The organism is Ruegeria sp. PrR005 (assembly GCF_010500245.1).
Taxonomy (GTDB): Bacteria; Pseudomonadota; Alphaproteobacteria; order Rhodobacterales; family Rhodobacteraceae; genus Ruegeria_B; species Ruegeria_B marisflavi.
On record NZ_JAAGOX010000053.1, the window covers coordinates 102,677 to 128,375 of the forward strand.

Consider the following 25,699-nt stretch of genomic DNA (forward strand, 5'->3'; position numbering starts at 1 on the left):
GGGTCAAGGGGGCAGGGATTTAAAGAAATCCCTGCTCACAGGATTTCACTTGAAATCCTGTGTCACCGCCCCGCCCATGGTCTGCGTCAGGAGGAGGCTATGCCGCATTTTATCGTCGAGTATTCCGGCAACCTTGAGGATGCGCTGGACATCGGCGCGCTCTGCGAGCTGATCCGCGCCACGGCGACGGGGATCGACACCTTTCCCATGCCGGGTATCCGGGTGCGGGCCTTTCGCGCCGATCACTGGGCGATTGCCGATGGCGACCCCAAACACGGGTTCATCGACATTTCGATCCGCCTGCGCGCGGGCCGCGCGCCCGAGGTGAAACAGGCCGCCGCCGCCGAAGTTTTCGAGGCGGTCCGCGTCTTTCTCTCCCCGGTTATGGCACAGCGCTCGTTGGCCCTGTCGCTGGAAATGCGCGATATCGACCCGGATCTGTCGCCCAAGACCGGCTCGATCCGCGATCACCTTTGAAGCCAGCGTGACCAGGTGCCGATGCCAAAGTCAGGGTCAGGCGCATCGGGCAGGGGGCAGAGAAACTCGATGGAATGCCCGTCGGGATCCTTGCAATAGACGGTGAGCGCGGGCATCCAGCCGATAACCACCGGTTCGCGGACAGGCTCCCCCTCAAAGCCCAGCGGCTCTGCGCCTTTGGCCTTCAGTGCGGCGGGGACGGCGAGAACAGCCTCTTGCCCCAGCCGGAACGCCATATGCAACACCATGCGCATCGGAGCGCTGCCCGCTTGCCACAGGCCCAGCATCCCGGTCTGCTGGCCACCAATCCAGAAGAATGCCATGCCGCGCGCCTCTTGCCGATAGGCAAGCTCCAACCCCAATGTATCGCGGTAAAACTCGACTGCGCGATCAAGGTCGCGCACCGGCAGGTGGGTTTCGTACACAGCGTCGATCTGGGGAAAACTGGTCATGTCTCTTTCTCGATTTGGGGTCATCGTCACCAGCCTGCGGGCTCAACCCCGTTTGAGGTCAAGCACTTATTCGATTGCAGAGATTGTCCTAGCCCCGCTGCCCGATCCGCTGTAATTGCCGGGGATGGACAAGACGCAAAACTATGACATTTTCCTGATCGCACCGCCGGGCTTGGAGCAGCCGTTGGCCGAAGAGGCAGCCGCCTGCGGCTTTGCGGAACCGCGCGTCGTACCGGGCGGGGTCGAGACGCGCGGTCCCTGGTCCGAGGTCATGCGCGCCAATCTGGTATTGCGTGGCGCGGGCAGGGTTCTGGTGCGGATCGGCGGCTTTCCGGCAGTGCATCTGGCACAACTCGACAAGCGGGCACGCAAGTTCGCCTGGGGTGATTTCCTGCGCCCAGATGTGCCCATTCGGGTCGAGGCGGTCAGCCGCAAGTCCAAGATCTATCACGCGGGTGCCGCCAAACAGCGGATCGAACGCGCCATCACAGAAGAGCTGGGAGCCCCAATCGCGGATGAGGCCGATATTCGCCTGATGCTGCGGATCGAGCGCGATTTCTGCACATTCTCGATCGACACTTCGGGCGAGGCGCTGCACAAGCGCGGTCACAAGGAAGCAGTGGGCAAGGCGCCCATGCGCGAGACCATGGCGTCGCTGTTTCTGCGCCAATGCGGGTTCGACGGGATCGAACCGGTGCTCGACCCGATGTGCGGGTCCGGCTCCTTTGTGATCGAGGCGGCGGAATGGGCGGCGGGGCTGTCGCCGGGCCGGTCACGCAGCTTTGCCTTTGAACAACTGGCGGGGTTCGATGCCGCCCAATGGCAGGCGATGCGCGTAGGCGAGAGCGGCAAGCCCGAAAGCCGCTATTGCGGCTCGGACCGCAACGCGGGGGCAATCGAGGCAAGCGGCGCCAATGCGGCCCGCGCAGGCGTGGCGGAATTCTGTGATTTTCACCAGCGCCCGGTCAGCGATATCCGCCCGCCCGAGGGGCGGCCGGGTCTGGTCATCGTCAACCCACCCTATGGTGCGCGGATCGGCGATCAGGCGCGGCTGCGATCGCTTTACGGCAGTTTGGGCAAGGTTCTGATGGAACGCTTTTCGGGCTGGCGCGTGGGATTGATCACGTCAGAGATGAGCCTTGCCCGTTCCACCCGGCTGCCGTTCAAAGCACCCGGTCCCGTGGTAGATCACGGCGGTATCAAGGTCCGGCTGTACCAGACCCCCGCTCTGCGCTGATCTCTATTGCGCTGCCATCGGTACCCGCGCCATCTGGCACCGCTGCCACAGCGTGGACAGCGCCTGAACCAGGTGCGCGACGTCGGCGTCGCTGTGGACCGGTGACGGGGTGATACGCAGCCGCTCGGTTCCTTTGGGCACTGTGGGGTAGTTGATAGGCTGGATATAGATACCGAACTCTTCCAGCAGCATATCCGAGATGAACTTGCATTTGATCGGATCGCCCACCATCACCGGGATGATATGGCTGGGATTCGGCAGATGCGGAATGCCCGCCGCGTCCAGCCGCGCCCGCACTTCGGCCACCCGCGCCTGCTGCGTCGCACGTTCGACCTGCGACGCTTTCAGATGCCGGATCGAGGCAGCAGCCCCCGCCGCCACCGCCGGAGGCAGCGCGGTGGTAAAGATGAAGCCGCTGGCAAAGCTGCGCACAAAATCGCAGAGCGCCGCCGAGGCGGCGATATAGCCTCCGACCACGCCAAACGCCTTACCCAGCGTGCCTTCGATCACCGTCAGCCGGTCCATCAACCCTTCGCGTTCGGCAATGCCGCCGCCGCGCGGACCATAGAGACCAACCGCATGAACCTCATCCAGATAGGTCATCGCATCGTATTTGTCCGCCAGATCGCAGATCGCGCGGATCGGCGCGATATCGCCATCCATCGAGTAGACCGACTCAAAGGCGATCATCTTCGGGGCCATCGGATCGGCCGCCGCCAGTTTCGCCTCTAGATCGGCCAGATCGTTATGCTTCCAGATCACCCGCTCGGCGCGCGAATGGCGGATACCTTCGATCATCGAGGCATGGTTGAGTGCATCGGAAAACACGATCATGCCTGGGATTTTCGAAGCGAGGGTACCGAGGGCCGCCCAGTTCGACACATATCCGGATGTGAACACCAGCGCTGCTTCCTTGCCATGCAAATCGGCAAGTTCCTCTTCAAGCAGCACATGGTCGTGAGTGGTGCCGGATATGTTCCGAGTGCCCCCGGCCCCCGCTCCGCAGCGGTCCAGCGCGTCATGCATCGCGCCCAGAACCGCAGGGTGTTGGCCCATTCCCAAGTAATCGTTAGAGCACCAGATGCGCACTTCCCGCCGGGTCTCTCCATCGGTCTGCTGCGCGGCTGGAAAATTGCCCTTCCGCCGCTCGAGATCAATGAAAACACGGTAATTGCCCTCGTCTTTCAGCTTCGCAAGGCTGTCGCGAAAGAATTGCTCGTACTCCATGGTGTGCGCTCCCGGTGTCTTGGCTTTGCTCTGACGTTAGGAAACTGCCGGGCCGGGCGACATGACTATGGTCAAGTGGACATCGGGATTGACGGGGGGGATCAGAAAAGGCAGATGCACCGGCGCGGCATTTGCCCTAGGCTGAGGCCTAAGAACAAGACATGGGGACAGGAGACGCCGGCGTGGCGCATGAACGGCAAAAATCAATCGCCAGAAATTCGCTGTTGATCCGGTCCTTGCCCGATCATCATGTCGATATCCTGTTGGGCCAGGCGGTCTGGCGCAGCTATGAGCGTGGTGAGACCCTGTTCCTGCAAGAGGAAAAGGCCCAAGCGATCCATGTCGTGATCGATGGCTGGGTCAAGCTGTTCCGGATGACGCCCACCGGTGCCGAGGCGGTGGTGAGCGTGTTCACACGCGGCGAAAGTTTTGGCGAGGCCGTTGCGCTCAAGAACATGCCTTATCCGGTTTCGGCCGAGGCGGTCACCACATGCGAGGTGATGCATATCCCCAGTTCGGTGTTTTTGTCCCTGATGCGGCGTGATCCCGAAATCTGCATTTCAATTCTCGCCTCGACCTTTGGCCATCTGCATTCTCTGGTGGCGCAGCTCGAGCAACTCAAGGCGCAGACCGGCGCGCAGCGGGTGGCCGAGTTCCTGCTGAACCTGAGCGACTGTAGCGATGGCGCCTGCGAGGTGACGTTGCCTTATGACAAGATGCTGATCGCCGGTCGTTTGGGTATGAAGCCTGAAAGCCTCAGCCGCGCCTTTGCCCGGCTCAAGGATGCCGGGGTTACGGTGAAACGCAACCACGCCGAGATCTCGGACATCGCGCAATTGCGCGACTATGCCGAAAGCGATCCGGCAGAAAGCTGGAGCAAGGGATGACAGACCGACTGCAAACGGTTCTTGCGGCCATCGACGCCGCCAACAGCGCCGATCCGCGTATGGACGAGGGCCGTCCCGAGGCGCTTCTTTATGGCGAGCGGATGAGCGCGGAGCTGGACCGTCTTTTTCCCGACGCGTCCGAACCGCTGCGCATCGCCGCGCGCGGGCAGCATGTGGAACGCTGGAAGCTGGCCCGCTCGACATATCCCGAAGGCCGTGCAGGGTATCTGGCGTGGCGGCGGGCGCAGGCGGTGCATCATGCCGAGGTGGTCTCGTCCCTGATGCAGGACGCGGGATACGATCCCGATGAAATCGAGGTTGCGGGGCGAATGCTGCGCAAGGAGGGCATCAAGCGCGACCCGCAGGTTCAGGCGCTTGAGGATGTGATCTGTTTCGTCTTTCTCAAATGGTACTTCGGCCCCTTTGCCGCGAAACACAGCCCCGAGAAAGTGCTGGATATCGTGGTCAAGACCGCGCGCAAGATGTCCGCTGATGCGCGCGCACGGGTCTTGCAGGAATTCGATCTGCCCGCCGAACTGGCCGCCGCTTTCCAGTAATCACCCTTCAAGCCCATAGGCCCGGCGCAACCCACGTTTTGTGCCCGGCCCAAACTGGCCGTCGATTGTTCCCTGATAGAGATCGAAACGCCGCAGCTCTGCTTGCAGTTCGCGCCGGGTTTCGGGTTTCAATGAATCAGGATGTTCCGTCAGAACCTTGAGCACTTCGGCATTACCGACCCTGAGCGCCTGATACAGGTACTGCGCCGCTTCGCGGGGGCCTTTGCCCTCGATCAGACCATCGTCGATCAGGGCGGCGAAATTGTACATCGCCTGCGGGTGCCGCAGGTCTGCGGCGCGTTCAAAATGCTCAAGCGCACGTTTCGGGTCACGGGGCAGGCCCAGCATGCCGTGATAGTAGAAAAAGCCAAGATCATTGATGGCGTCCGGAAAGTCCTGACCCGCGGATTGCCTGTACAAATCCAGCGCGCGGGTTTGATCTTGGGGCACGCCACGTCCGGTCTCATACTGGATGGCCAGTTCGTATTGTGCCTCTGCCGATCCCGCGTCTGCGGCTTGCGCCAGCAGCCGGGCGGCCTCGACCGGGTCGAACCGGTCTGCGTTCGGATTTAGATGCATGAACGCCAGACCCAAGAGCGACCGGGTGTCCCCCTCGGCGGCGAGTTGCCGGAACTGAGCCTCGTCATCGGGTCGCAGCGCGGACCAGGCCAGTTGTTCCCGGTCTGTTGCACTGGTTTCCGGCGCACCGCCAGCGAGGAAAAATGGAATGCCCGACAGAGAGCCATAAGTGTGAGGCTCTTGCATGTTGTTGGTCAGGCGAAGCACCTCGTCCCGTACCTGCCGGAACATCAGTGAGATTTCGAGCCCCGGCTTGTCAATCTTGTCCATCAGGGCCAGCGCAAACGGGCTGTTCTCTCCGGCGCCGTCCAATGCCACCTTGCCATCCTTTGCGGCAAAGGCGACCAGGGTGCCGCGTTCGGGCGAAGGCTCGGCCAGGCCCTGGCCGATGCCACGGGCGACCGTATCGTTCTGGCCGCCTGTGGTCGTGCCCGCCGGTGCCAGACTGTCACCGAATGGATTGTCCCGGCAACTGTCCAGGATGACGATGCGCATCTTGCGCGCGCGGTCCACGGTGTTCAGGAAATCCTTGAGCGACACGGATTGGTTCTGGATGTCCTGATTGCTGGCGACCCGGGCGTCGGCGGCAATCAGAAAGTTCTCTCCCTGTACCTCGACACCGTGACCGGCGAAGTAGATCAGGGCGAGGTCGGCCGTCTCGGCCCGGAACGAGAAGCGATCCAGTTCTTTCTGGATCGTGGCCCTGTCGGGATCGGTCAATTGTGAAACCTCAAAGCCGATCCGCTCCAGAGTCCGGGCGATTGCACGCGCATCGTTGACAGTGTTCTTCAACGGAGGAATCGCCTCGTACGCGGATATGCCAATGACCAGCGCGACCCTCTCGGCGGACAGGGCCGGGCGGGCGAGAAGTAAAGCAAGAACAACAAAAAAGAGACGAAGCATGGCAATCCTGTCCGGGGCCCGACAGTTGGTACGATCAGAGTAAGCACTATGACCGGTAGCGGTCCAGATATTCCGGCGATCAATCCGGTTGTGATCCGTTTGCCCGGACACTGAACCGGGTGTATGGTCGCGGCATTGATATGACTTCTTTCGCTGAAACCCTTGGTTACCAAATATGGTAAGGAAACTGTGATGCGTATTCCGCGAACTAGCTTGGCTGTATTGATATTGGCGTCGGTGACACTGGGGGGTGTGCTCTCTGACAGGTCGGTCGCCCAGTCGAACGAAGGGGCATCGGCATACGGCGGCGGCGGTATCTCCAGAGACAGCACGCTGTCAAACATAGCCGCCTGGACCCCGATCAACGCAGCGACGACCGGGCGGATCGTTAAAGCCCTGAACTCGGCCGTAGATTTTTGCCGGTCGAAAGCCGATCGCGCATTTGTGCTGGATTGCATGAACTACGAATACTGGCAGATCGTGAACGCGCTGCCCAAGTCGGGAGAATATGCCGAAGTGCGCGCTGCGTTGGAGGGTGCGGCCAAGAGCATGTCCGGTCTGGTCAAACGCCATGGTGACCAGGCCGCTGCCAAGACACTGAGCCGCAGGGGCAGCCAGCCAAAGACCACCACGCGCAAGATCGCCCCGGTTCCTGCACCCGCCGTATCGGCAACAGCGCGTCAGGCAGCAAATGCGATTGCCGAAGCCCAGACCGTGTTGTTGCGATCGACCGGAAACTCGGATCTGCGGCGGGCCCAGTTCCAAAGGATCGCCCAGGCGATGGACAGCGGTGCGATCCTTCTACGGTCCTTGTAACGGGCTGCCCGGGACTGTCCCGCCCGTCAGGCGGGTAATCTGCGATCCTGCGTCAGCTACTGCCTGACCAAACCTTTCTATGCTGACGGATTTGAAGCGGCCGCTGGGTCCAGAGATCGAGATGCCGGCGCAGGGAAGGCCGTTTTCGTCGAAGATAGCGGCGCCGACACAGGACATGCCATCGTGCCTTTCGTCTGCCTCATAAGACCAGCCGCGTGCGCGCGTGCGCTCCAGATCAGCAAACAGGTCATTGGGGGTCGACAGGGTTTTGGGTGTGAACACCGGTAGTCCGGCCTTTTGCAACAGCGCGCGTGCCCTTTCGGGCGGCATCATCGCCAGAATAGCCTTGCCGGTTCCCGACGCATGCATGGGCGAGCGCGTTCCCGCGGGAAAGAAGGCCCGGATGGGATGGGTCGTCTCGACCTGGGCTATGGAAACAACTTCGGCGCCGTCCGGTACGGCCAGATTGGCCGTCTCGCCTGTTTGCTCCATCAGCGCGCGCAAAATCGGTTGCCCGATCTCGGTCAGGCCTGCCCGACGCAAATAGGCCGACCCGGTGCGATAGGCTTCGATCCCGACAAGCCACTCCTGGCTATGGCGGTCGAAATCGGCAAAACCGTGTTTTTGCAGGGTGGTCAGGATACGGTGCGCCGTCGCGGGGGGGAGACCCTGGGCCAGCGCCAGATCTGTCAGCGTGGCATGCCCGACCCGGGCAATTGCCGTCAGCAATCCCAAGGCGCGATCCAGCGACTGCAAGGTTGCGCTGCCCGATTCCGTGAACGGTGATCTCGGTCGGCCACGCGGTCGTTTGGTTGTGTTCATCGCGTGCCTCCGTGCGTCTTGCCCTGTTTCATGACGGTTTTGGAGCAAGAAAAGTTTTTCTGTTTTCCCATCTGATAAAGCAATGAAAAACGAAAAACCTATCAAAAACAATGCATAATATTTTTCACGGATATTACGGAAAAATTTTTCAGAAAAATTGCGTACTTGGCTGAATGCCCGCATTCTCTGTGCAACGAAGGAGGAGCCCGCCATGTCAGACCAGAACCCGGTTTTCATTCCAGGCCCGACAAACATTCCGGACAGGTTGCGCCGCGCCATGCAGGTGCAGACCCGTGACCACCGTGCGCCGGATTTTGTCGAAACGCTTGCGCCAGTGCTTGAGGGCGTCAAGAAAGTCCTGAACACGACCGACGGACGTGTTGTCACCTTTCCCTCCACCGGCACGGGCGGCTGGGAGGCCGCGGTCAGCAATACGCTCAGCCCCGGCGACAAGGTTCTGGTCGCCCGTTACGGCATGTTCTCGCACCGTTGGATCGACCTGTGCCAGCGGCATGGGCTGGATGTTCAAATCATCGAAACCGCCTGGGGTGCCGGCGCGCCCGCGGATCGGTTCGAAGAGGCGCTGCGCGCCGATACGGATTACCGGATCAAGGCGGTGCTGGTCACCCATAACGAGACCGCAACCGGTGTTCTCAGCAACATTGCCTCCGTGCGAGCTGCGATGCAGGCGGCGGGTCACCCGGCGCTGTTGTTTGTCGACGCGGTCAGTTCGCTGGCATCCGTCCCGTTCCACATGGATGAATGGGGCGTCGATATCGTGGTGTCAGGCTCGCAAAAGGGCTTCATGCTGACCACGGGGATGGCCATTCTGGGTGTCAGCCCCAAGGCGTTGGCGGCGATGCAGACCGCCCGCCTGCCGCGGACATTCTTTGATTTTCGCGACATGATGGGGGCGAATGCAAAGGGCGGGTTCCCGTACACGCCGCCGTTGCAACTGATCTATGGCCTGTCGGAAAGCCTGAACATGCTGTTCGAGGAGGGTCTGGACAATGTCTATGCCCGCCACTATCGCCTGGCGGAAGGGGTCAGGCGGGCGGTTGACGCGTGGGGCCTGAAACTCGTGGCGCAATCACCCGATCTCTACTCGGATACCGTCAGCGCGATTTACGTGCCCGATGGGTTCGACAGCAACAAGCTGACCGACCACGCGTTTCACGCCTATGGCGTCAGTTTCGGAATCGGGCTGGGAGAGATGAACGGGCGCGCCTTCCGGATCGGTCACCTCGGCAGCCTGACGGATGTCATGGTTCTGAGCGGGTTGGCCACGATCGAAATGGCGATGGCCGATCTGAACTATCCGATCCGATTGGGCAGTGGTGTCGCGGCGGCGCAGGAGTACTTCAGGCAACCTGCGCGCCCCGCGGCCAAATCCGCAGCATGAAGGAGAACGGAATGCTTGATGCCGCGACACTGGCCGCCGACCTGACGATTGCGGATGTGCGCGCCGCGCATGATCGTGTTCGGCCGCATATCCGGCGCACGCCGGTGCTGCACTCTGACTATCTGAACGAAATGACTGGTGCTCAGCTGTTCTTCAAATGTGAGAACCTGCAAGAGGCTGGCGCCTTCAAGGTGCGCGGGGCCTGCAACGCGGTGTTTGGTCTGAACGAAGACGCCGCTCGGCGCGGCGTTGCCACGCACAGTTCGGGCAACCATGCGCTGTCCCTGTCCTATGCGGCCGGGCGACGCGGCATTCCCTGCAACGTGGTCATGCCGCGCACCGCGCCGCAGGCCAAGAAGGACGCGGTGCGCCGATATGGCGGGATCGTCACCGAATGCGAGCCTTCGACCAGCAGCCGCGAGGCGGTTTTTGCCGAAGTCCAGAAGGCATCCGGTGGTGAGTTCGTGCATCCCTACAACGATCCGCGCGTCATCTGCGGACAGGGTACCTGTTCGCTGGAACTGATGGAGCAGACGGATGGCCTTGATGCCGTTGTCGCGCCCATCGGCGGTGGCGGGATGATCTCCGGTACCTGCCTGACGCTGTCGAACCTGGCACCCGAAGTCGCGATCTATGCCGCCGAGCCCGAACAGGCCGATGATGCCTATCGCAGCTTCAAGGCGGGCCATATCATCGCTGATGATGCGCCCGAAACCGTGGCAGACGGGCTCAAGGTGCCGCTGAAGGAAAACACCTGGCATTTCGTGTCCAGTTTCGTGACCGACATACAGACGGCCAGCGAAGAAGAGATCGTCGCCGCGATGAAGCTGACATGGAAATACCTGCGGGTGGTGATGGAACCGTCTTCGGCCGTTCCGCTGGCGACTATTCTAAAGAACCCCGATGTCTACCGTGGCAAGCGCGTCGGAGTCATCATCACCGGCGGCAACGTCGATCTGGACAGTCTGCCCTGGACCAAGGGCTGAGAAGGACAAGGATATGAAGGACATGACCAATCTCGCCGAACTCGAAGTCGGTTTCGATATCCCTGCCGCGATCGGCATGGACGAAAGCGAAATTCAGACGCCCTGCCTGATCCTCGATCTGGATGCGTTGGAGCGGAACATCGTCAAGATGGGCGACTATGCCCGTGCCCATGGCATGCGCCACCGGGTGCACGGAAAGATGCACAAGTCGGTGGACGTGGCCAAGTTGCAGGAACGTCTCGGCGGCGCGGTGGGCGTCTGCTGTCAGAAAGTGTCCGAGGCCGAGGTGTTTGCGCGCGGCGGGATCAAGGATGTGCTGGTCTCGAACCAGGTGCGCGACCCGCTCAAGATCGACCGTCTGGCGCGCATCCCGCTGACTGGCGCGCGCACCATCGTCTGTGTCGATGACATCGATAATGTGGCCGACCTTTCGGCCGCCGCGCAGAAGCACGGCACGCAACTGGAGTGTTTCGTGGAGATCGACTGTGGCGCGGGCCGTTGCGGCGTGACCACGACCGAGGAGGTGGTTCGTATCGCGCGGGCAATTGACGCCGCGCCAGGCCTGAAATTCACCGGCATACAGGCCTATCAGGGTGCGATGCAGCACATGGACAGCTACGCAGACCGCAAGGCCAAGCTGGATATCGCCATTGCCCAGGTTAGCGATGCCCTCGATGGATTGAAGGCGGCCGGGTTGGAGGCTGAACTTGTGTCCGGCGGTGGCACCGGAAGCTACTATTTCGAGAGCAACTCAGGCGTCTTCAACGAGCTTCAGTGCGGTTCATATGCCTTCATGGACGCCGATTACGGCCGTATTCTTGACGAGAGCGGCAAGCGCATCGACCGGGGTGAATGGGAAAACGCGCTGTTCATTCTGACCAGTGTGATGAGCCATGCCAAGGCCGACAAGGCGATTGTCGACGCGGGGTTGAAGGCGCAGTCGGTCGACAGCGGTCTGCCGGTCGTCTTTGGTCGTGACGATGTGGAATACATCAAGTGTTCAGACGAACATGGCGTGGTCAGCGACCCCAACGGCGTGCTCAAGGTAAACGAAAAGCTGCGACTGGTCCCCGGTCACTGTGATCCGACCTGCAATGTTCACGACTGGTATGTCGGCGTGCGCAACGGCAAGGTCGAGGCGCTCTGGCCCATTTCGGCGCGCGGCAAGGCTTATTGAGACGATCTTCGGTTGCCCAGACTTACTCGAAAGGACGAAGGATGAACGAGGTTCTGATCGTTGGCGAAGACATCTGTCAGCAGGTTGTCGGCCAGGCGGATGCCTTTGCCGCGGTCGAAGCGGTCTTTGCCGCCATGCACCGTGGCGAGGCGCGCAACTTCCCCGTGGTTCGCGAGGCATTGGGGCATGCTGAGGCTTTGTACGGGTTCAAGTCCGGTTTTGACCGGGCCGGGCATGTGCTGGGCGTCAAATCGGGCGGGTACTGGCCGGGCAACATCGAGCGCGGCCTGACCAACCACCAGTCGACCGTGTTCCTGTTTGACCCGGATACAGGGCAGTTGTCGGCGCTGGTGGGCGGCAACTATCTGACCGCCGTGCGGACTGCGGCCAGTTCGGCCGTCTCCATTGCCTATCTGGCGCGCAAGGATGCCAGGGTACTGGGCATGGTCGGCGCCGGGCATCAGTCCACTTTTCAATTGCGGGCGGCCGCCGTTCAGCGCGCGTTCGAAAAGGTCGTCGCCTGGAACCCGCATCCGGAAATGTTGCCGCGTCTTGCAGCCGTGGCTGAAGAACTCGGTCTGGAATTCGAAGCTGTAAGCCCGCAGGAGCTTGGCGCGCAGGCGGACGTGATCATCACGATCACATCCGCCTTTGAACCTCTGCTCCAGGCCGATTGGATCAGGCCGGGAACACATCTGGCCTGCATGGGAACCGATACAAAGGGAAAGATGGAAGTTGATCCGGCCCTGTTGGTCCGGGCAACGGTGTTCACCGACGAGGTCGCTCAGTCCGTTACAATCGGGGAAGCACAGCATGCAGTCGCGCAGGGCCTTATCCGCGCGGATGACGTCACACCGATCGGCGCGGTGATCAATGGCAACCATCCCGGTCGCGGCAAGGATGCGGATATCACCCTGTTCGATGGGACAGGGGTTGGTCTGCAAGACCTCGCGGTCGCGTCGGTCGCCGTAAAACTTGCCTCGCAGCGCGGTCTGGCCGGGCGCGCTGCCCTATAGGCTCTTCGGTGCGGGTGACGGGCCCGCGTCGGGGCGCAGGTTCGCGGTTTTCAGCACGGGCGACCGGGCGGACACATTGGCCCGGCTTTCACGCCAGACCACGAACATGCCGGATGCGATGATGATACCTGCCCCGACGGCCACCCAACGGTCGGGTGTTTCTCCGAAGAACACCATTCCGAATGTGGTGGCCCACAGGATCTGGGAATACTGGATGGGTGCGACCACAGCGGCGGGCGCGGCCCGATATGCCTGAATTATCAGGTGTTGCGCGCATACGGAAAGAAGCCCCACCAGTGCCATCATGGACAGGTGTGACAGCGACGGTGGGCGATAGACCAGCGGCTGCAAAGCCCCCATGATCAGGACGCCGACCAGCATCGGATAGAGGATCAGTACCGCGGAACGTTCGCTGTTACCGATCTTGCGCACAAGGATTGTGGCCAGGGCACTTGCCGTTGCTGCGGTGAGCGCCGCGAAATGCCCAAGCGACAAGGCGGTCATTCCCGGCCTCAATACGATCAGCACGCCCACCAGACCCACCGCAACAGCGGCCCAACGCTGCATGCGCACCTTCTCGCCCAACAGCGGCACCGACAGCGCCGTGACCAACAAGGGAAAGGTAAAGAGCAACGAGTAGACCTCGGTCAAAGGCAATGTCGCAAAGGCATAAAATGCGGTGGCCATCGAGGTCACCATCAGGGCAGAGCGAAACAGGACCAATCCGGGGTTATTGGGGCGGAATGTGTCGATCTTCCGATCCGTCAGGACCGTAACCGTCAGAGGTACAAAGGAAAACAGCGTCGCAAAGAAAATGATCTGGAAAACGGAGTAGCTCTCGCCGAGCGCCTTGATCAGGGCATCATGCGTGGCAAAGACTGCAAACCCGGCAAAAGCCAATCCCATGCCGGGTGTCGCAGAAGTGGGTCCGGTCACGATCTTTTTTCCCGATGCATCATGTGGTGTTGCATAGCGCCGGAGATGCTGGCTGAAAAGGCCAACGCCAGGATTGTTGGCGTCTGCATATCGGGTTTCGAATTCTGCATGGGATCGGGCCCGGCGCCGCTGCCTGTAAGTTCTCGATCAAGAACGGTCCATGATGAACCGATTCGGCATCAGGCCAAGCGCCCGCGTGGTCGCGGTCTGGATTGGCATCCTGCTTCTTCCTCTTGCGGAAAATATCCCGGGGGAGTCACCGAAGGTGACGGGGGCAGCGCCCCCTCTCGCCCTTACCCCAGCGCGGCAAATCCTGCGTCCATCGCCAACAGGATATCGGCGACATCCTGATCGCTCAATACCAGCGGCGGTGAGAGGATGATGTTCGGCCCTGAAACCCGCAGCATCACCCCGGCGTGATACGCGGTCTCATAGACGGTGTTCATCGTTGCCGCTCCGGCGGGGGCCTTGCTGGCGCGGTCGGCGACCACCTCGACCGCCGCCATCAGCCCGTGACCGCCGCGCACATCGCCGATCATCTCGTGCTTCGCCGCCAGCGTTTGGAGGCCGCTGAACAGTTCGGCGCCGCGTGCAGCCGCATTGCTGGCCACATTGGCCTTCACCGTTTCCTTGAGGCAGACCACTGCCGCCGCCGCCCCGACCGGGTGGCCGGAATAGGTATAGCCGTGGCTGATCGCGCCCTTGCCGCTGGCATCGCCTTCGAACACCTCGGTCATCCTCGCGCCGATCAGCACGGCGCCAAAAGGGAAATAGCCGTTGGTGATGGCCTTGGCGGTACACATCATGTCCGGCTGCACCCCCCACAACCGCGCGCCCGACCAGGCGCCGGTACGGCCAAAAGCAGTGATCACTTCGTCAGAGATCAGAAGGATACCGTTGCGATCACAGATCTCGCGCACCATCGGCATGAAGCTTTCATGCGGCGGGATCACCCCGCCCGCGCCCAGGATCGGCTCCATGATGAAGGCTGCGATGGTCTCGGCCCCCTGAAAGGCGATCTCGTCCTCCAGCGCCTGGGCGCAAAGCTGCGCCAACCGCGCAGGGTCGGTCTCGTTGAACGGGTTGCGATAGGTATAGGGCGCGGGAATGTGGAAGCAGCCGGGCAGCAGCGGTTCGTAATCGGTGCGGAATTTGTTGTTGCCATTGACCGAGGCGCCGCCGAAATGGGTGCCGTGATAGCCCTTCTTCAGCGACAGGAACTTGGTCCGCTGCGGCTGCCCGCGCAGCTTGTGATATTGTCGCGCCAGTCGCAGGGCAGTTTCCACGCTGTCCGATCCGCCCGACGTGTAGAAAACCCGCTGGATGCCTTCCTCGGCGAAAAATTCGCACAGGTCATAGGCCAGTTCGATGGCGGCGTCGTTGGTGGTGCCGCGGAAGGTCGAGTAATAGGGCAGGGTGTCGAGCTGCCCGGAAATGGCCTGCTTCACCGCGTCGTTGGAATAGCCTAGATTGACGTTCCACAGCCCGCCGACCGCGTCGATGGTCTCGTGCCCGTCGATATCGCGGATGCGGACACCGGATGCGCCGGTAATGATCTTGGGAGGATTCGCCTGGGCGTCGGCGGGATGTGTCATCGGCTGCCAGAACTGGCGGGCGTTCTGTTCCCTGATGAAGTTTGCGTTTTTCATCCACATCTCTCCTTCTTCGGCGAGCTACCCCTTGTCCCTCATGCTTGACACAGCGAACCTCCTGTGACAAGAATTTTTTGAAACGATGGTTTGAATAATGAACCGATAGGGGATGATCTTGGATCAATCAAGTATCAACATGCTGCGGAACCGGGCCATCCCTCGACGTGGTCACGTGATCGACGGTCGGATCGAGACCGGGGGTGAAACGCTCGACGTGATCTCACCCATCGACGGATGCGTACTGACCCAGATCGCCCGAGGTGGCGCCCGGGAAGTCGCGCAGGCAACTGCCGCTGCTCGGCGTGCCTTTGACACCCGCGTCTGGGCCGGACAGTCGCCCGCTGCCCGCAAGAAGGTTCTCACCCGTCTGGCCGCGTTGATCGAGGCGAAGGCGCTGGACCTTGCCGTGCAAGGGGTGCGCGACAATGGCACCGAGATTTCCATGGCCTTCAAGGCCGAAAGCGGCTCGGCCGCTAGCACCTTTCGCTATTACGCCGAGGCGCTGGACAAGGTCTATGGCGAGATCGCGCCGACCGCAGGCGATATCCTCGGCCTCGTGCACAAGGAACCGGTGGGCGTGGTGGGCGCCATCCTGCCCTGGAACTTCCCACTGATGATCGGCGCGTGGAAGATCGCACCGGCGCTAGCCATGGGCAATTCGATCGTGGTGAAACCCGCCGAGAGCGCCTCGCTCTCGATCCTGCGGTTGGCGGAACTGGCGCTGGAGGCGGGGCTGCCCGAGGGTGTGTTCAACGTGGTCACCGGCAAGGGATCCGAGGTTGGCGAGGCGATGGGCCTGTCGATGGAGATCGACATTCTGGTCTTTACCGGTTCCGGTCCAGTGGGGCGGAGATTGCTGGAATATTCCGCCCGGTCGAACCTGAAACGCTGTTACCTGGAACTCGGCGGCAAGTCGCCCAATGTGGTCTTTGGCGATGTGGCCGATCTGGACCACGCGGCCAAGGTTTCGGCGGCAGGCATCTTTCGGAACTCCGGGCAGGTCTGTGTCGCGGGCTCGCGGCTGATCGTCGAACGGTCGATCCACGATCAGTTCGTTGATGCGCTATGCCGCCATGCCAGCGCGCTGAAGGTGGGCGATCCGCTCGATCTGGGCTCGACCGTGGGGGCGGTGCATTCGGCGGCGCAGTTGGAGCAGAACCTGCGTTTTGTCGAAACCGCGCTGACCGAGGGCGCCGAATGTGCCTTGGGCGGCAAGCGCATTCTGGAGGAGACAGGCGGGTTTTACATGCAGCCCACGGTGATGACAGGTGTGGCGCGTGACGCGACCCTGAACCAGCAGGAGGTGTTCGGCCCGGTCCTGGCGGTCAGTACCTTTGATACCGAGGCTGAGGCTATCGATTTGGCAAATTCCACCGTCTATGGTCTGGCCTCGGGTCTGTGGACTTCGAACCTCAGCCGCGCCCATCGTATGGTGCGCGCCATCCGCGCTGGCGTGGTGCATGTGAACACCTATGGCGGCGCTGACGGCACTGTGCCTTTGGGCGGCGTCGGCCAGTCGGGCAACGGCCATGACAAGAGCCTTCATGCGCTCGACAAATATGTGGATCTGAAAACCGCCTGGATGCAGCTATGACGCCTGAGACCCAGGCCCTTCTCGACCGCCGTGCACGCCTGTTGGGGCCGAATGTGAGCCTGTTCTATGACGAGCCGGTGCATGTGGTTCGGGGACAGGGGGTCTGGCTGTGGGACAATGACGGCAACAGATATCTCGACTGTTACAACAACGTGCCGCATGTGGGGCACTGCCATCCCCGCGTGGTCGAGGCCATCGCCGCGCAGGCCGCGACGCTGAACACCCATACTCGCTATCTGCACGAGGGTATTCTCGATTATGTCGAGGCGCTGACGGCGACATTCGACGCGCCACTGGACACCGCGATCCTGACTTGCACCGGGTCCGAGGCGAACGATATAGCGCTGCGCATGGCGCAGGCGGTCACCGGCAACACCGGGGTGATTGCGACTGATCACACCTATCACGGCAACACAATGGCGGTGTCCCAACTCTCGCGCACCAACCCGCCGCCGGGCGGATACTGGGACAACATGGCCTTTGTGCCCGCGCCCGACAGCTACCGTCCTTTGGGTGGCGTTCCCGGTCAGGCGCATGCGCAGGCATTCGCCGCAGCGGTGCGGGCACAGATCGCGGCGCTGGCCGGACGCGGCCACCGGCTGGCTTGCCTTATCCTATGCCCCTATTTCGCGAACGAGGGCTTCCCATCGCTGGAAGCGGGTTGGCTTGCCCCCGTAGTCGAGGCTGTGCGTCGTGCAGGCGGCATCGTGATCGCGGACGAGGTGCAGCCCGGGTTCGGGCGCTTGGGCAGCCATTTCTGGGGGCATCAGAAGGTGGGTGTTCAACCCGATGTGGTGACCTTGGGCAAACCCATGGCCAATGGCCATCCTGTGGGCGGGGTCGTGACCAGCCCCGAGATCATGGCCGCGTTTCGCGAGCGCTTTCGCTATTTCAACACCTTTGGCGGCAACCCGGTTTCGGCGGCTGCCGCCTTGGCGACGCTAAAGGTGATGCGGGACGAAGGGTTGATGGAGAACGCGCGTGAAGTGGGCGATTATGCACGCCAAGGGTTGCGCGACCTGGCCACACGGCACGAATGTATCGGTGATGTGCGCGGATCGGGGCTGTTCTTCGGGGCCGAGATGGTGCTGGACCGGGCCGACAAGACCCCCGCCACCGCCTTTGCCAAGCGCGTCGCCAACGCGATGCGACAGCGGGGCGTGCTGCTGAACTTTCTGGGCATCCACTATAACACGCTGAAGATCCGACCGCCTATGCCGTTCAGCCGCGACAATGCCGATCAGTTGATCGAAACGCTGGACGGTGTCCTCTCTGAAACTCCGCTTCTCCCGTGAGCGCGACTGTCACCCGCGCCTTGCAGCTTTGGGGTCTGGAACAGGCCAGTTTCACGCTGGCTGCTCGGCGGGAAAACGAGGTTTGGAAGGTGTCGGATGGCGCGCGTCGTCTTGCGCTGAGGTTTCACCGGCGTGATTACCGGACTGTTACAGAGCTGCGCTCGGAACTGGTCTGGATGGAAATGCTGAGGCAGGCGGGACTGGTCGTGCCGCAACCGCTGCGTCTGCTGGACGGTTCTCTGCTGGGCCAGATCGAGGGGCGACATGTCAGCCTACTGACTTGGCTGGAAGGCCGCCCAATGGGCAAGATGGGGCGCCTATCCGCGGATCTGGACGCAGAGGATTTTGGCCGGAGGATTGGAGCGCAATTGGCACGGATGCACGAGCTGTCAGATGCCTGGACGCCGCCGGTGGGGTTTCATCGCCCCGATTGGCGTTGTGCAGGATTGCTGGGGCCCGATCCTCTATGGGGCCGGTTCTGGGAGCATCCGCACCTGGACGCAGAGCAACGGCAGCTGTTGATTGCTACCCGCGACCGGGCGCTGGACGGGTTCGAGTGTTTTGCACCCGATGCGGACGCAGGGTTGATCCATGCCGATCTGGTGGCTGAGAATGTATTGGTCGACCGGCACACGGTGGCGTTCATAGATTTCGACGATGGGGCATGGGGATACAGGGACTTCGATCTTGCCACGGTTCTGGTCAAGTTCATCGGGCAACCGCAGTACGGTCCGCTTCGCGCAGGTCTGTGCGATGGATATGCCCTACGGCGCAGGGTGGACCCAGGTACGCTTGATTTCATGCTGTTGTTGCGGGCGCTGACCTATCCGGGCTGGATCATGTCACGGCTTGACGAGCCGGGCGGGCGGGAAAGGTCGGTTCGAATGCTCGATACCGCCTTGCGGCTGGCTAGAGAATTCATGGAGGAGAAGCACTGATGAGCGACAAGACGATCCTGATTGCGGGCACCTATGACACCAAGGATGACGAGCTGAACTATCTGGCAGGTGTGATCAGGGGGCAGGGTGGCGGTGTTCTTTCGATGGATGTCAGCGTGCTGGGCGATCCGTCGCAGCCCACCGACATCTCCAAACATGAGGTGGCGGAGGCAGGCGGCAGTTCTATTCAGGCGGCAATCGACGGCGGTGACGAGAATGTCGCGATGCAGATCATGGCGCGCGGCGCTGCGGCCAAGGCGCTGGAGCTTTATCGCGGTGGCCGGATTCACGGGGTGATCGTGCTGGGTGGTTCGATGGGAACCGATCTTGCACTCGATCTTTGTTCGGCACTACCCCTAGGTGTTCCGAAATACATTGTCTCGACGGTCTCGTTTTCTCCGATGCTGCCACCCGACCGCATCCCGGCGGATGTGCAGATGATCCTCTGGGCCGGGGGGCTCTACGGCCTGAACTCGATTTGTCAGGCGTCGCTCAGCCAGGCGGCGGGTGCGGTGCTGGGGGCGGCCCGCGCTGTCGAGGCTCCGGTCCGCGACCGCCCGCTCATCGGCATGACCAGCTTTGGCAAAACCGTTCTGCGCTACATGGTCAGCCTGAAACCGGCGCTGGAAGCGCGCGGGTACGAAGTCGCCGTGTTCCATGCCACCGGCATGGGCGGTCGCGCGTTCGAGAGCCTGGCGGCGGAAGGGGCCTTTGCCGCCGTCTTCGATTTCGCACCGCAAGAGGTGGCCAACCACATCTTTGGCGGTTTGTCCGCTGGCGAAGACCGCATGACCAATGCCGGGCGACGTGGCATCCCGCAGCTGGTTGCGCCGGGATGCTATGACCTTGTCGATTTTGTCGGATGGCAACCGGCTCCGCCAGCGCTTGCCGACCGGCCCAGCCACGCGCATAACCGCCTGCTGACCTCGGCGGTTCTTGACGCGGGGGAGCGGCGGCAGGTTGCTCGGGCCATTTGTGCCAAGCTGGCTGGCGCCTCGGGTCCGGTGACGATCCTGCTGCCATCGGGCGGTTGCAACGAGTGGGACCGCCCGGGCGCACCGCTGCATGACGCCGACGGGCTAGCGGCATTCTGCGACGAAATGCGGTCTGCCTGTCCTGACAATGCAGAACTGATCGAGATGACGGCGCATATCAACGATGCCGAATTCTCTGACCGGGCGCTTGCTGTCTTCGACTCGTGGGTGGCGCAAGGTTTGGTTCCCAAAGGCGTGTCTAAACCTTCGTGATCCTCGGACGTGTATCGTGTACTTGATCGGACCCATTGCCCGCAGAACCGGCACCAAGGTGCAAACCATCTGTTGTTGCGCGCACATCAGGCTGATGCCTATGTTCTTAGCGGTTGTGCTGCAAATGCCGCGAATTGGGTAAATGGGCACAGTTCTGGCGTCAGCTAACCCTTGCGGATGTTGCACGACCATTTGGAATGCTTGACCGATCACAGTTCAGTCGTAGCGCCGCCGCGTCTTGGCCCCGTCGTCGGTGATCGAGCAGAGCGACAACGTGTGGTCCATGTTGCGCATCCGGTGGCGCAACATCTGCCGCGCCAGTCGTGCCAGATCCGGCGCATACTCGGGGTCGTCTGCCACATTGCGAAACTCGCCTTCGCCCTGATGATCGAACAGCATCGGCGGCAGATCGGCGGCAAACTCCACCAGGGTAAAGCGCTCGTCGCGCAGGATCGCCACGGCGCCCTCGCTGGGGCCAAAGCCGAATGCCTGCTGCCAGAGGGTCGGTTTCAACGGGTTCGAGATATCCAGTTCCGAGAAAGAATAGCGTCGCCAGTCGGTTGGGGCGCCGCCCGCCAGGAAAGGTCGCAGCGAGCGGCCATCGACCGAATTCGGAATCTCCTGCCCGACCCAGTCGAGAATGGTTGGCATCAGGTCGATCGACTCGGTCGGGGCATCGACCACATGGCCGGCCTTGCAGCCCGGTGCGCGGATGATCAGCGGCGTGTGATAGGCGGCGTCATAGACCGTCATCTTGCCCCAGCTGTGGCGGTCGCCCAGCATCTCGCCATGATCGGCGGTGACCACGATCAGGGTGTCGTCATACTGGCCTGTCTCTTTCAGATGCGCGATCACCCGACCGATATGAGTGTCGACCTCGGTCGCAAGGCCCAGATAGACCGCGCGCAGGGTCTGGATGGTCTCGTCGGTGGGTTCCAGATCGGGGAAGCCCAGCACGAAACTGGCCGGGCTGGAATAACGCGTGGCGGGACCGAAGAAGGGGTGTTCGCCGGTCTCGTCATCGCGCTCCGGCAGCCGCGCTGGCAGGGGCAGGCTGTCCGATGCGTACATCGTGTTATAGGGCGCGGGCGCCACCAGCGGCGGATGCGGCCGGATATAGGTGAGATGCGCGAACCAGCTCTGCCCGGCCCAGGCGGGCATGTTGGCCAGGAACTGATCGGTCAGAAAGGCGGTGTCACTATCCTCGGCCCAGTAGATTGCCGGACCGTTCAGGCGCGGGGTGCCGTCGGCATCCGGGCGGGGAACATAGACTTGCGCGTAGTCGTCAAAGGCGTAACCACGGTTCTTCAGATGCGATTGCCAGGGATAGGACATCTCCAGCCGCATCTCGGTTACCTCGTGAAACCCGATCATCGGGAATTCATAGGTCTTGAGCGCCGGGTCGTTGGCGTCATAGGCGCGCGGATCCTGCGAGGTATCGGTGTAGCCGAAGAGCAGCGGCATATAGCCCGCCTTGCGCATCTCGGTCGCGATATTGGGCGTGTCATGGCGCAGCGGAGTGCCGTTGCGGACCGAGCGGTGGTTCATCGCGTATTGCCCGGTCAGGATAGAGGCGCGCGAGGGGCCGCAGGGGTTGGTCACCGAATAGTGGCGGCGAAAGCTGACCGCATCTTCGGCCAGCGCCCGCAGATGCGGTAAATCGACATGACCCGCCAGCCCGCCCCATAGGCAATCGGCGCGCAACTGGTCGATGATGATAAAAAGAACGTTGCCTTGCCTGCTCATGTCCCGACCTGCCGCTTTTTCGAACGACCAATGGGTAGCCAGTTGGCTCCCCCCTGTCCAGCCGGGCCTTCCGGCGGCCCGGATCAGTCGATGACAGCGGTGGCCTCGATCTCGACCAGCGCATCGTCCTCGACAAGGCCCGCTACCACAACCATCGCCATGGCCGGGAAATGCCGCCCCATCACCTTGCGATAGCTGGCGCCGATCTCGGCCTGGCGGGCCAAGTATTCCTTCTTGTCGGTCACGTACCAGGTCAGCCGGGTGATATGCTCGGCCCGGCCGCCAGCGGCCTCGACCACATCCAGGATGTTGCGCAGCGCCTGTTCCATCTGGCCGATGAAATCGTGGCTTTCGAACTGCTGCTGCGCGTTCCAGCCGATCTGCCCGCCGACATAGAGATGCCCGTCGCGGGTCAGCATGCCGTTGGCATAGCCCTTGGCAGGGGCCCAGCCCTCGGGCTGGATGGTCTTGTGGGTCATTTCTGGCCTCCGTCTATTGGTCGTCCGTGCGCAAGCGGAAGCGCTGGATCTTGCCGGTCTGAGTTTTGGGCAGCGCGTCGATGAACCGGACGCTGCGCGGGTATTTATAGGGGGCGATGGTCGCCTTGACGTGGTCCTGCAAGGTCTTGACCATCAGCGCGTCGCCGGTATGGCCCGGCGCCAGCACCACATGGGCCTCGACGATATGGCCCCGCGCCTCGTCCGGGGCGCCGATGACGCCGCATTCGGCGACCGCCGGGTGTGACAGCAGCGCCGCCTCGACCTCGGGCCCGGCGATGTTGTAGCCCGAGCTGACGATCATGTCGTCGCTGCGCGCGGCGAAATGCAGATAGCCATCGACATCCATCACGAAACTGTCGCCGGTCACGTTCCAGCCGTTCTGGACATAGCCCGCCTGCCGGTCATCGGCCAGATAGCGGCAGCCGGTCGGGCCGCGCACCGCCAGCCGCCCGACTTCACCACGCGGCGCCTCATTGCCGTTCTCGTCGAGAATACGCACCTCATACCCCGTCACCGGCTTGCCGGTGCAGGCAGGGCGGTGGTCGTCGAACCGGTTCGAGATGAAGATATGTAGCATCTCGGTGGCGCCGATCCCGTCCAGCATCGGCTTGCCGGTCTTGGCGATCCACTCGTCATAGACAGGGGCGGGCAGGGTCTCGCCCGCCGAAACCGCCGCCCGAAGCGAGCTGAGATCGGCGCCTTCCTCCATCGCCTTGAGCATGAAGCGATAGGCGGTCGGCGCGGTGAAGCAGACGGTGGCGCCGTATTGCTGGATGATCTCGACCATGTTGGGCGGGCTTGCCTGTTCCAGCAGGGTCGCGGCGGCGCCAAAGCGCAGCGGGAACACCGCCAGACCGCCCAGCCCAAAGGTAAAGGCCAGCGGCGGCGAGCCGATGAACACGTCATCCGGCGTAACGCCCAGTACCTCGCGCGCGTAACCGTCGGCGATGATCAGCAGGTCGCGATGGAAGTGCATCGTCGCCTTGGGGTCGCCCGTGGTGCCAGAAGTGAACCCCAACAGCGCCACATCGTCCCGCCCGGTCGCGACTGCCTGAAACCGCACCGGTTTTTGCAGCGCCAGCCGGTCCAGCTCGGCATCGTGGTTCGAGGTGCCGTCAAAGCCCACCACCGTGCGCAGGTGTTTCGAGGTCTTGGCGCAGGTGACCAGCTCCTCCATCAGCCGCGTGTCGCACAGCGCATGGGTGATCTCGGCCTTGTCGATGATCTTGGCCAATTCACCCGCGCGTAGCATCGGCATGGTGTTGACCACCACCGCGCCCGCCTTGGTCGCGGCCAGCCAGCAGGCCACCATGGCCGGGTTGTTGGCCGAGCGGATCAGCACCCGGTTGCCCGGTTTCACGCCCAAATCCTCGACCAGCACATGGGCCAGCCGGTTGGTCCAGTCGCTGAGTTCCTTGTAGGTGCGCCGCCGGCCATTGCCGATCAGCGCGGTATGGTCGCCAAACCCCTTGTCGACCATGGCATCGGTCAGTTCGACCCCGACATTCAGGTGCTCGGGATAATCGAACCCGTCCAGCAGGAAATCGGGCCATTGATCCGGCGGCGGCAGGTTGTCCCGGGTGAACGTGTCGATATGTGCGCTTGGTCCCAGCATGGTTCAGTCGTTCGCCTCGGGCGGCAGGAAATCGACCTCGTGCTGGGCCGAGAGTTCGACCACCCGTTCGACATCCTCCAGATTGTCCAGCGCCTCGAACAGTTCTTTCAGCTTGCGCGCGGGAGAGACCCAGAAAAGTGCACGCGCCGGTTTGTCGGACTTGTTGAAATAGCCATGCGGGATGCCCTTGGGCATGCGCACCAGATCGCCGGCGCGCGCCTTGGTCCAGACACCGTCCAGTTTCAGGTCCAGTTCGCCCTCCTGCACCAGGATGAATTCATCCTGGGTGGGGTGGACATGTACCGGCACGAACTGCCCCGGTTCCGAGTTCGTCTCAAAGGCAAAGGTCGTCTCGCAAACCGCCTTGGGGTAATAGGTCTGGCCCAGAATGTTCCAGACCACACCGTCATAACCGGTGCCGTTTTCGGTAATGCCCTTTTCCAGATCCTGGGTCATGGTCTCTCCTCCCATTGACGTTTTGGTCTTATCCCTGCGCCAGCACCTGCCGGGCGATCACCACCCGCTGCACGTCGCTGGCGCCCTCATAGATGCGCAGGGCGCGGATATCGCGATACAGCTCCTCGACCTTTTCGCCGCGCCGCACCCCGTCGCCACCGAACAGTTGCACCGCGCGGTCGATCACCTGCTGGGCGTGGTCGGTGGAATAAAGCTTGGCCATCGCCGCCTCGCGGCTGACGCGCGGGGCGCCCATGTCCTTGGCCCAGGCGGCGCGATAGGTGAGCAGCGCGCTGGCATCCACATCCAGCGCCATGTCGGCGATATGACCCTGCACCATTTGCAGATCGAAGAGCGGCGCGCCCTGCACCTGCCGTGTGGTGACGCGCGCCAACGCCTCGTCCAGCGCGCGGCGGGCAAATCCAAGCGCCGCCGCCGCCACGGTCGAGCGGAACACATCCAGCACCGCCATCGCCACCTTGAACCCTTCTCCAGGTGCCCCCAGCAGCGCCGATTTCGGCACCCGCACGTCACTGAAGTGCAGCCGCGCCAGCGGATGCGGCGCCATCACCTCCAGCCGCTCGACCACCTCGAAACCGGGCAGGCCCGCGGGCAGGACAAAGGCGCTGAGCCCGCGGGCGCCGGGCGCCTCGCCGGTGCGGGCAAACAGCGTATAGACATCGGCGATGCCGCCGTTCGAAATCCAGGTCTTTTCGCCGTTCAGCACGTAATCGTCGCCATCGGCGGTGGCGGTCATGGTGGAATTGGCCACGTCCGAACCCGATTGCGGTTCGGTCAGCGCAAAGGCAGCGATCGCCTGACCGCTGCGGGTGAGCGGCAACCATTCGGCCTGCTGTGCGGCTGTGCCGAACAGCGAGATCGCCCCGGTGCCCAGCCCCTGCATGGCAAAGGCGAAATCGGCCAGCCCGTCATGGCGCGCCAGGATCTCGCGGCTGAGACACAGGGTCCGCACGTCCAGCCGCTCACCCTCGGCGGCACCGGTGGCCTGCAACCAACCGCCCGCGCCCAGATCACCCACCAGCTTGCGGCAGGCCGCGTCAATGTCGCCGTGATCCACATGCAGGCGCGCGCACCAGGCCTCCATCGCCTCGGCGCGGGCGCGGTGGGTCTCGTCGAAAAACGGCCAGGTCAGAAAGCTGCGGTCTGCCATCTCATTCCTCC

At 62.5% G+C, this 25,699-nt stretch carries 24 protein-coding genes; 13 read left to right on the top strand and 11 right to left on the bottom strand.

What is annotated here, in order from left to right; genetic code table 11:
- Positions 1–99: 99 nt before the first annotated feature.
- On the top strand, positions 100–477 hold the full coding sequence (locus tag G0P99_RS19240) for a 5-carboxymethyl-2-hydroxymuconate Delta-isomerase (RefSeq protein WP_164132100.1): 378 nt from the start codon (positions 100–102) through the stop codon (positions 475–477).
- On the opposite strand, the gene G0P99_RS19245 is transcribed toward G0P99_RS19240, so the two are convergent.
- Positions 468–929: a VOC family protein gene (locus G0P99_RS19245; protein ID WP_164132101.1), complete on the bottom strand. Its 462-nt coding sequence runs from the start codon at positions 927–929 to the stop codon at positions 468–470. The genes G0P99_RS19240 and G0P99_RS19245 overlap by 10 nt on opposite strands.
- 124 nt (positions 930–1,053) lie before the next feature.
- On the opposite strand from G0P99_RS19245, the gene G0P99_RS19250 reads away from it, so the two are divergent.
- Entirely contained in the window at positions 1,054–2,166 is a 1,113-nt protein-coding gene (locus G0P99_RS19250) for a class I SAM-dependent RNA methyltransferase (protein WP_164132102.1), read from the top strand.
- A gap of 3 nt (positions 2,167–2,169) precedes the next feature.
- Here the strand turns inward: G0P99_RS19250 and hemA are convergent, their stop codons facing one another.
- Positions 2,170–3,393: a 5-aminolevulinate synthase gene (gene hemA, locus G0P99_RS19255; protein WP_164132103.1), complete on the bottom strand. Its 1,224-nt coding sequence runs from the start codon at positions 3,391–3,393 to the stop codon at positions 2,170–2,172.
- Positions 3,394–3,554: 161 nt separating this feature from the next.
- Between hemA and G0P99_RS19260 the strand changes: the two genes are divergently transcribed.
- Both G0P99_RS19260 and G0P99_RS19265 read left to right on the top strand, forming a co-directional pair.
- Positions 3,555–4,280, top strand: a complete 726-nt coding sequence (locus tag G0P99_RS19260) for a Crp/Fnr family transcriptional regulator (RefSeq protein WP_203583172.1) — start codon at positions 3,555–3,557, stop codon at positions 4,278–4,280.
- Complete coding sequence (locus G0P99_RS19265) at positions 4,277–4,837, top strand: DUF4202 domain-containing protein (protein WP_164132104.1); 561 nt, start codon at positions 4,277–4,279, stop codon at positions 4,835–4,837. The genes G0P99_RS19260 and G0P99_RS19265 overlap by 4 nt, the downstream gene beginning before the upstream one ends.
- On the opposite strand, the gene G0P99_RS19270 is transcribed toward G0P99_RS19265, so the two are convergent.
- Positions 4,838–6,319: a caspase family protein gene (locus G0P99_RS19270; RefSeq protein ID WP_164132105.1), complete on the bottom strand. Its 1,482-nt coding sequence runs from the start codon at positions 6,317–6,319 to the stop codon at positions 4,838–4,840.
- Between the two features lie 213 nt (positions 6,320–6,532).
- On the opposite strand from G0P99_RS19270, the gene G0P99_RS19275 reads away from it, so the two are divergent.
- Entirely contained in the window at positions 6,533–7,135 is a 603-nt protein-coding gene (locus G0P99_RS19275; protein WP_164132106.1) for a hypothetical protein, read from the top strand.
- Here G0P99_RS19275 and G0P99_RS19280 read toward each other — a convergent pair.
- On the bottom strand, positions 7,121–8,194 hold the full coding sequence (locus tag G0P99_RS19280; protein WP_239059878.1) for an IclR family transcriptional regulator: 1,074 nt from the start codon (positions 8,192–8,194) through the stop codon (positions 7,121–7,123). The genes G0P99_RS19275 and G0P99_RS19280 overlap by 15 nt on opposite strands.
- Here G0P99_RS19280 and bhcA point away from each other — a divergent pair.
- Genes bhcA through bhcD form a run of 4 tightly spaced genes read left to right on the top strand, consistent with a single transcriptional unit; the run spans position 8,169 to position 12,538 of the window.
- Entirely contained in the window at positions 8,169–9,359 is a 1,191-nt protein-coding gene (gene bhcA, locus G0P99_RS19285; RefSeq protein WP_164132107.1) for an L-aspartate--glyoxylate aminotransferase BhcA, read from the top strand. The two genes, G0P99_RS19280 and bhcA, sit on opposite strands and share 26 nt — an antisense overlap.
- Positions 9,360–9,370: 11 nt before the next feature.
- A complete protein-coding gene (gene bhcB / locus G0P99_RS19290) occupies positions 9,371–10,345 on the top strand; it encodes a beta-hydroxyaspartate dehydratase BhcB (RefSeq protein ID WP_164132108.1) in 975 nt (324 codons plus the stop codon).
- Between the two features lie 13 nt (positions 10,346–10,358).
- Positions 10,359–11,522: a 3-hydroxy-D-aspartate aldolase BhcC gene (gene bhcC, locus G0P99_RS19295; RefSeq protein ID WP_164132109.1), complete on the top strand. Its 1,164-nt coding sequence runs from the start codon at positions 10,359–10,361 to the stop codon at positions 11,520–11,522.
- 41 nt (positions 11,523–11,563) lie between these two features.
- Positions 11,564–12,538, top strand: a complete 975-nt coding sequence (gene bhcD / locus G0P99_RS19300; RefSeq protein ID WP_164132110.1) for an iminosuccinate reductase BhcD — start codon at positions 11,564–11,566, stop codon at positions 12,536–12,538.
- Here the strand turns inward: bhcD and G0P99_RS19305 are convergent.
- Both G0P99_RS19305 and G0P99_RS19310 read right to left on the bottom strand, forming a co-directional pair.
- Positions 12,533–13,444, bottom strand: coding sequence for a DMT family transporter (locus tag G0P99_RS19305; RefSeq protein WP_164132268.1), 912 nt, complete (start codon positions 13,442–13,444; stop codon positions 12,533–12,535). The two genes, bhcD and G0P99_RS19305, sit on opposite strands and share 6 nt — an antisense overlap.
- A 323-nt stretch (positions 13,445–13,767) precedes the next feature.
- Positions 13,768–15,123: an aspartate aminotransferase family protein gene (locus G0P99_RS19310; protein WP_164132111.1), complete on the bottom strand. Its 1,356-nt coding sequence runs from the start codon at positions 15,121–15,123 to the stop codon at positions 13,768–13,770.
- Between the two features lie 112 nt (positions 15,124–15,235).
- Between G0P99_RS19310 and G0P99_RS19315 the strand changes: the two genes are divergently transcribed.
- From G0P99_RS19315 to G0P99_RS19330, 4 genes are read left to right on the top strand one after another with little or no spacing between them, the layout of a single operon-like run.
- Positions 15,236–16,720 carry an aldehyde dehydrogenase gene (locus G0P99_RS19315; protein WP_370462850.1) on the top strand — a complete coding sequence of 495 codons (1,485 nt, stop codon included), beginning with the start codon at positions 15,236–15,238 and terminating at the stop codon, positions 16,718–16,720.
- Positions 16,717–18,015 (top strand): aspartate aminotransferase family protein, encoded by a 1,299-nt coding sequence (locus tag G0P99_RS19320; protein WP_164132113.1) that lies wholly within the window; start codon positions 16,717–16,719, stop codon positions 18,013–18,015. Before G0P99_RS19315 ends, G0P99_RS19320 begins: the two co-directional genes overlap by 4 nt.
- Positions 18,012–18,953 (top strand): phosphotransferase, encoded by a 942-nt coding sequence (locus tag G0P99_RS19325; protein ID WP_164132114.1) that lies wholly within the window; start codon positions 18,012–18,014, stop codon positions 18,951–18,953. Before G0P99_RS19320 ends, G0P99_RS19325 begins: the two co-directional genes overlap by 4 nt.
- Entirely contained in the window at positions 18,953–20,200 is a 1,248-nt protein-coding gene (locus tag G0P99_RS19330; protein ID WP_203583173.1) for a Tm-1-like ATP-binding domain-containing protein, read from the top strand. The genes G0P99_RS19325 and G0P99_RS19330 overlap by 1 nt, the downstream gene beginning before the upstream one ends.
- Before the next feature lie 216 nt (positions 20,201–20,416).
- On the opposite strand, the gene G0P99_RS19335 is transcribed toward G0P99_RS19330, so the two are convergent.
- From G0P99_RS19335 to G0P99_RS19355, 5 genes are all read right to left on the bottom strand, one after another.
- Positions 20,417–21,946: a sulfatase-like hydrolase/transferase gene (locus tag G0P99_RS19335; protein WP_164132115.1), complete on the bottom strand. Its 1,530-nt coding sequence runs from the start codon at positions 21,944–21,946 to the stop codon at positions 20,417–20,419.
- A gap of 83 nt (positions 21,947–22,029) precedes the next feature.
- Positions 22,030–22,425, bottom strand: a complete 396-nt coding sequence (locus tag G0P99_RS19340) for a RidA family protein (protein WP_164132116.1) — start codon at positions 22,423–22,425, stop codon at positions 22,030–22,032.
- A gap of 13 nt (positions 22,426–22,438) precedes the next feature.
- Complete coding sequence (locus tag G0P99_RS19345) at positions 22,439–24,061, bottom strand: AMP-binding protein (RefSeq protein ID WP_164132117.1); 1,623 nt, start codon at positions 24,059–24,061, stop codon at positions 22,439–22,441.
- A 3-nt stretch (positions 24,062–24,064) separates the two neighbouring features.
- On the bottom strand, positions 24,065–24,517 hold the full coding sequence (locus G0P99_RS19350) for a cupin domain-containing protein (RefSeq protein WP_164132118.1): 453 nt from the start codon (positions 24,515–24,517) through the stop codon (positions 24,065–24,067).
- A gap of 28 nt (positions 24,518–24,545) precedes the next feature.
- Positions 24,546–25,688: an acyl-CoA dehydrogenase family protein gene (locus G0P99_RS19355; RefSeq protein WP_164132119.1), complete on the bottom strand. Its 1,143-nt coding sequence runs from the start codon at positions 25,686–25,688 to the stop codon at positions 24,546–24,548.
- Between the last annotated feature and the right edge of the window lie 11 nt (positions 25,689–25,699).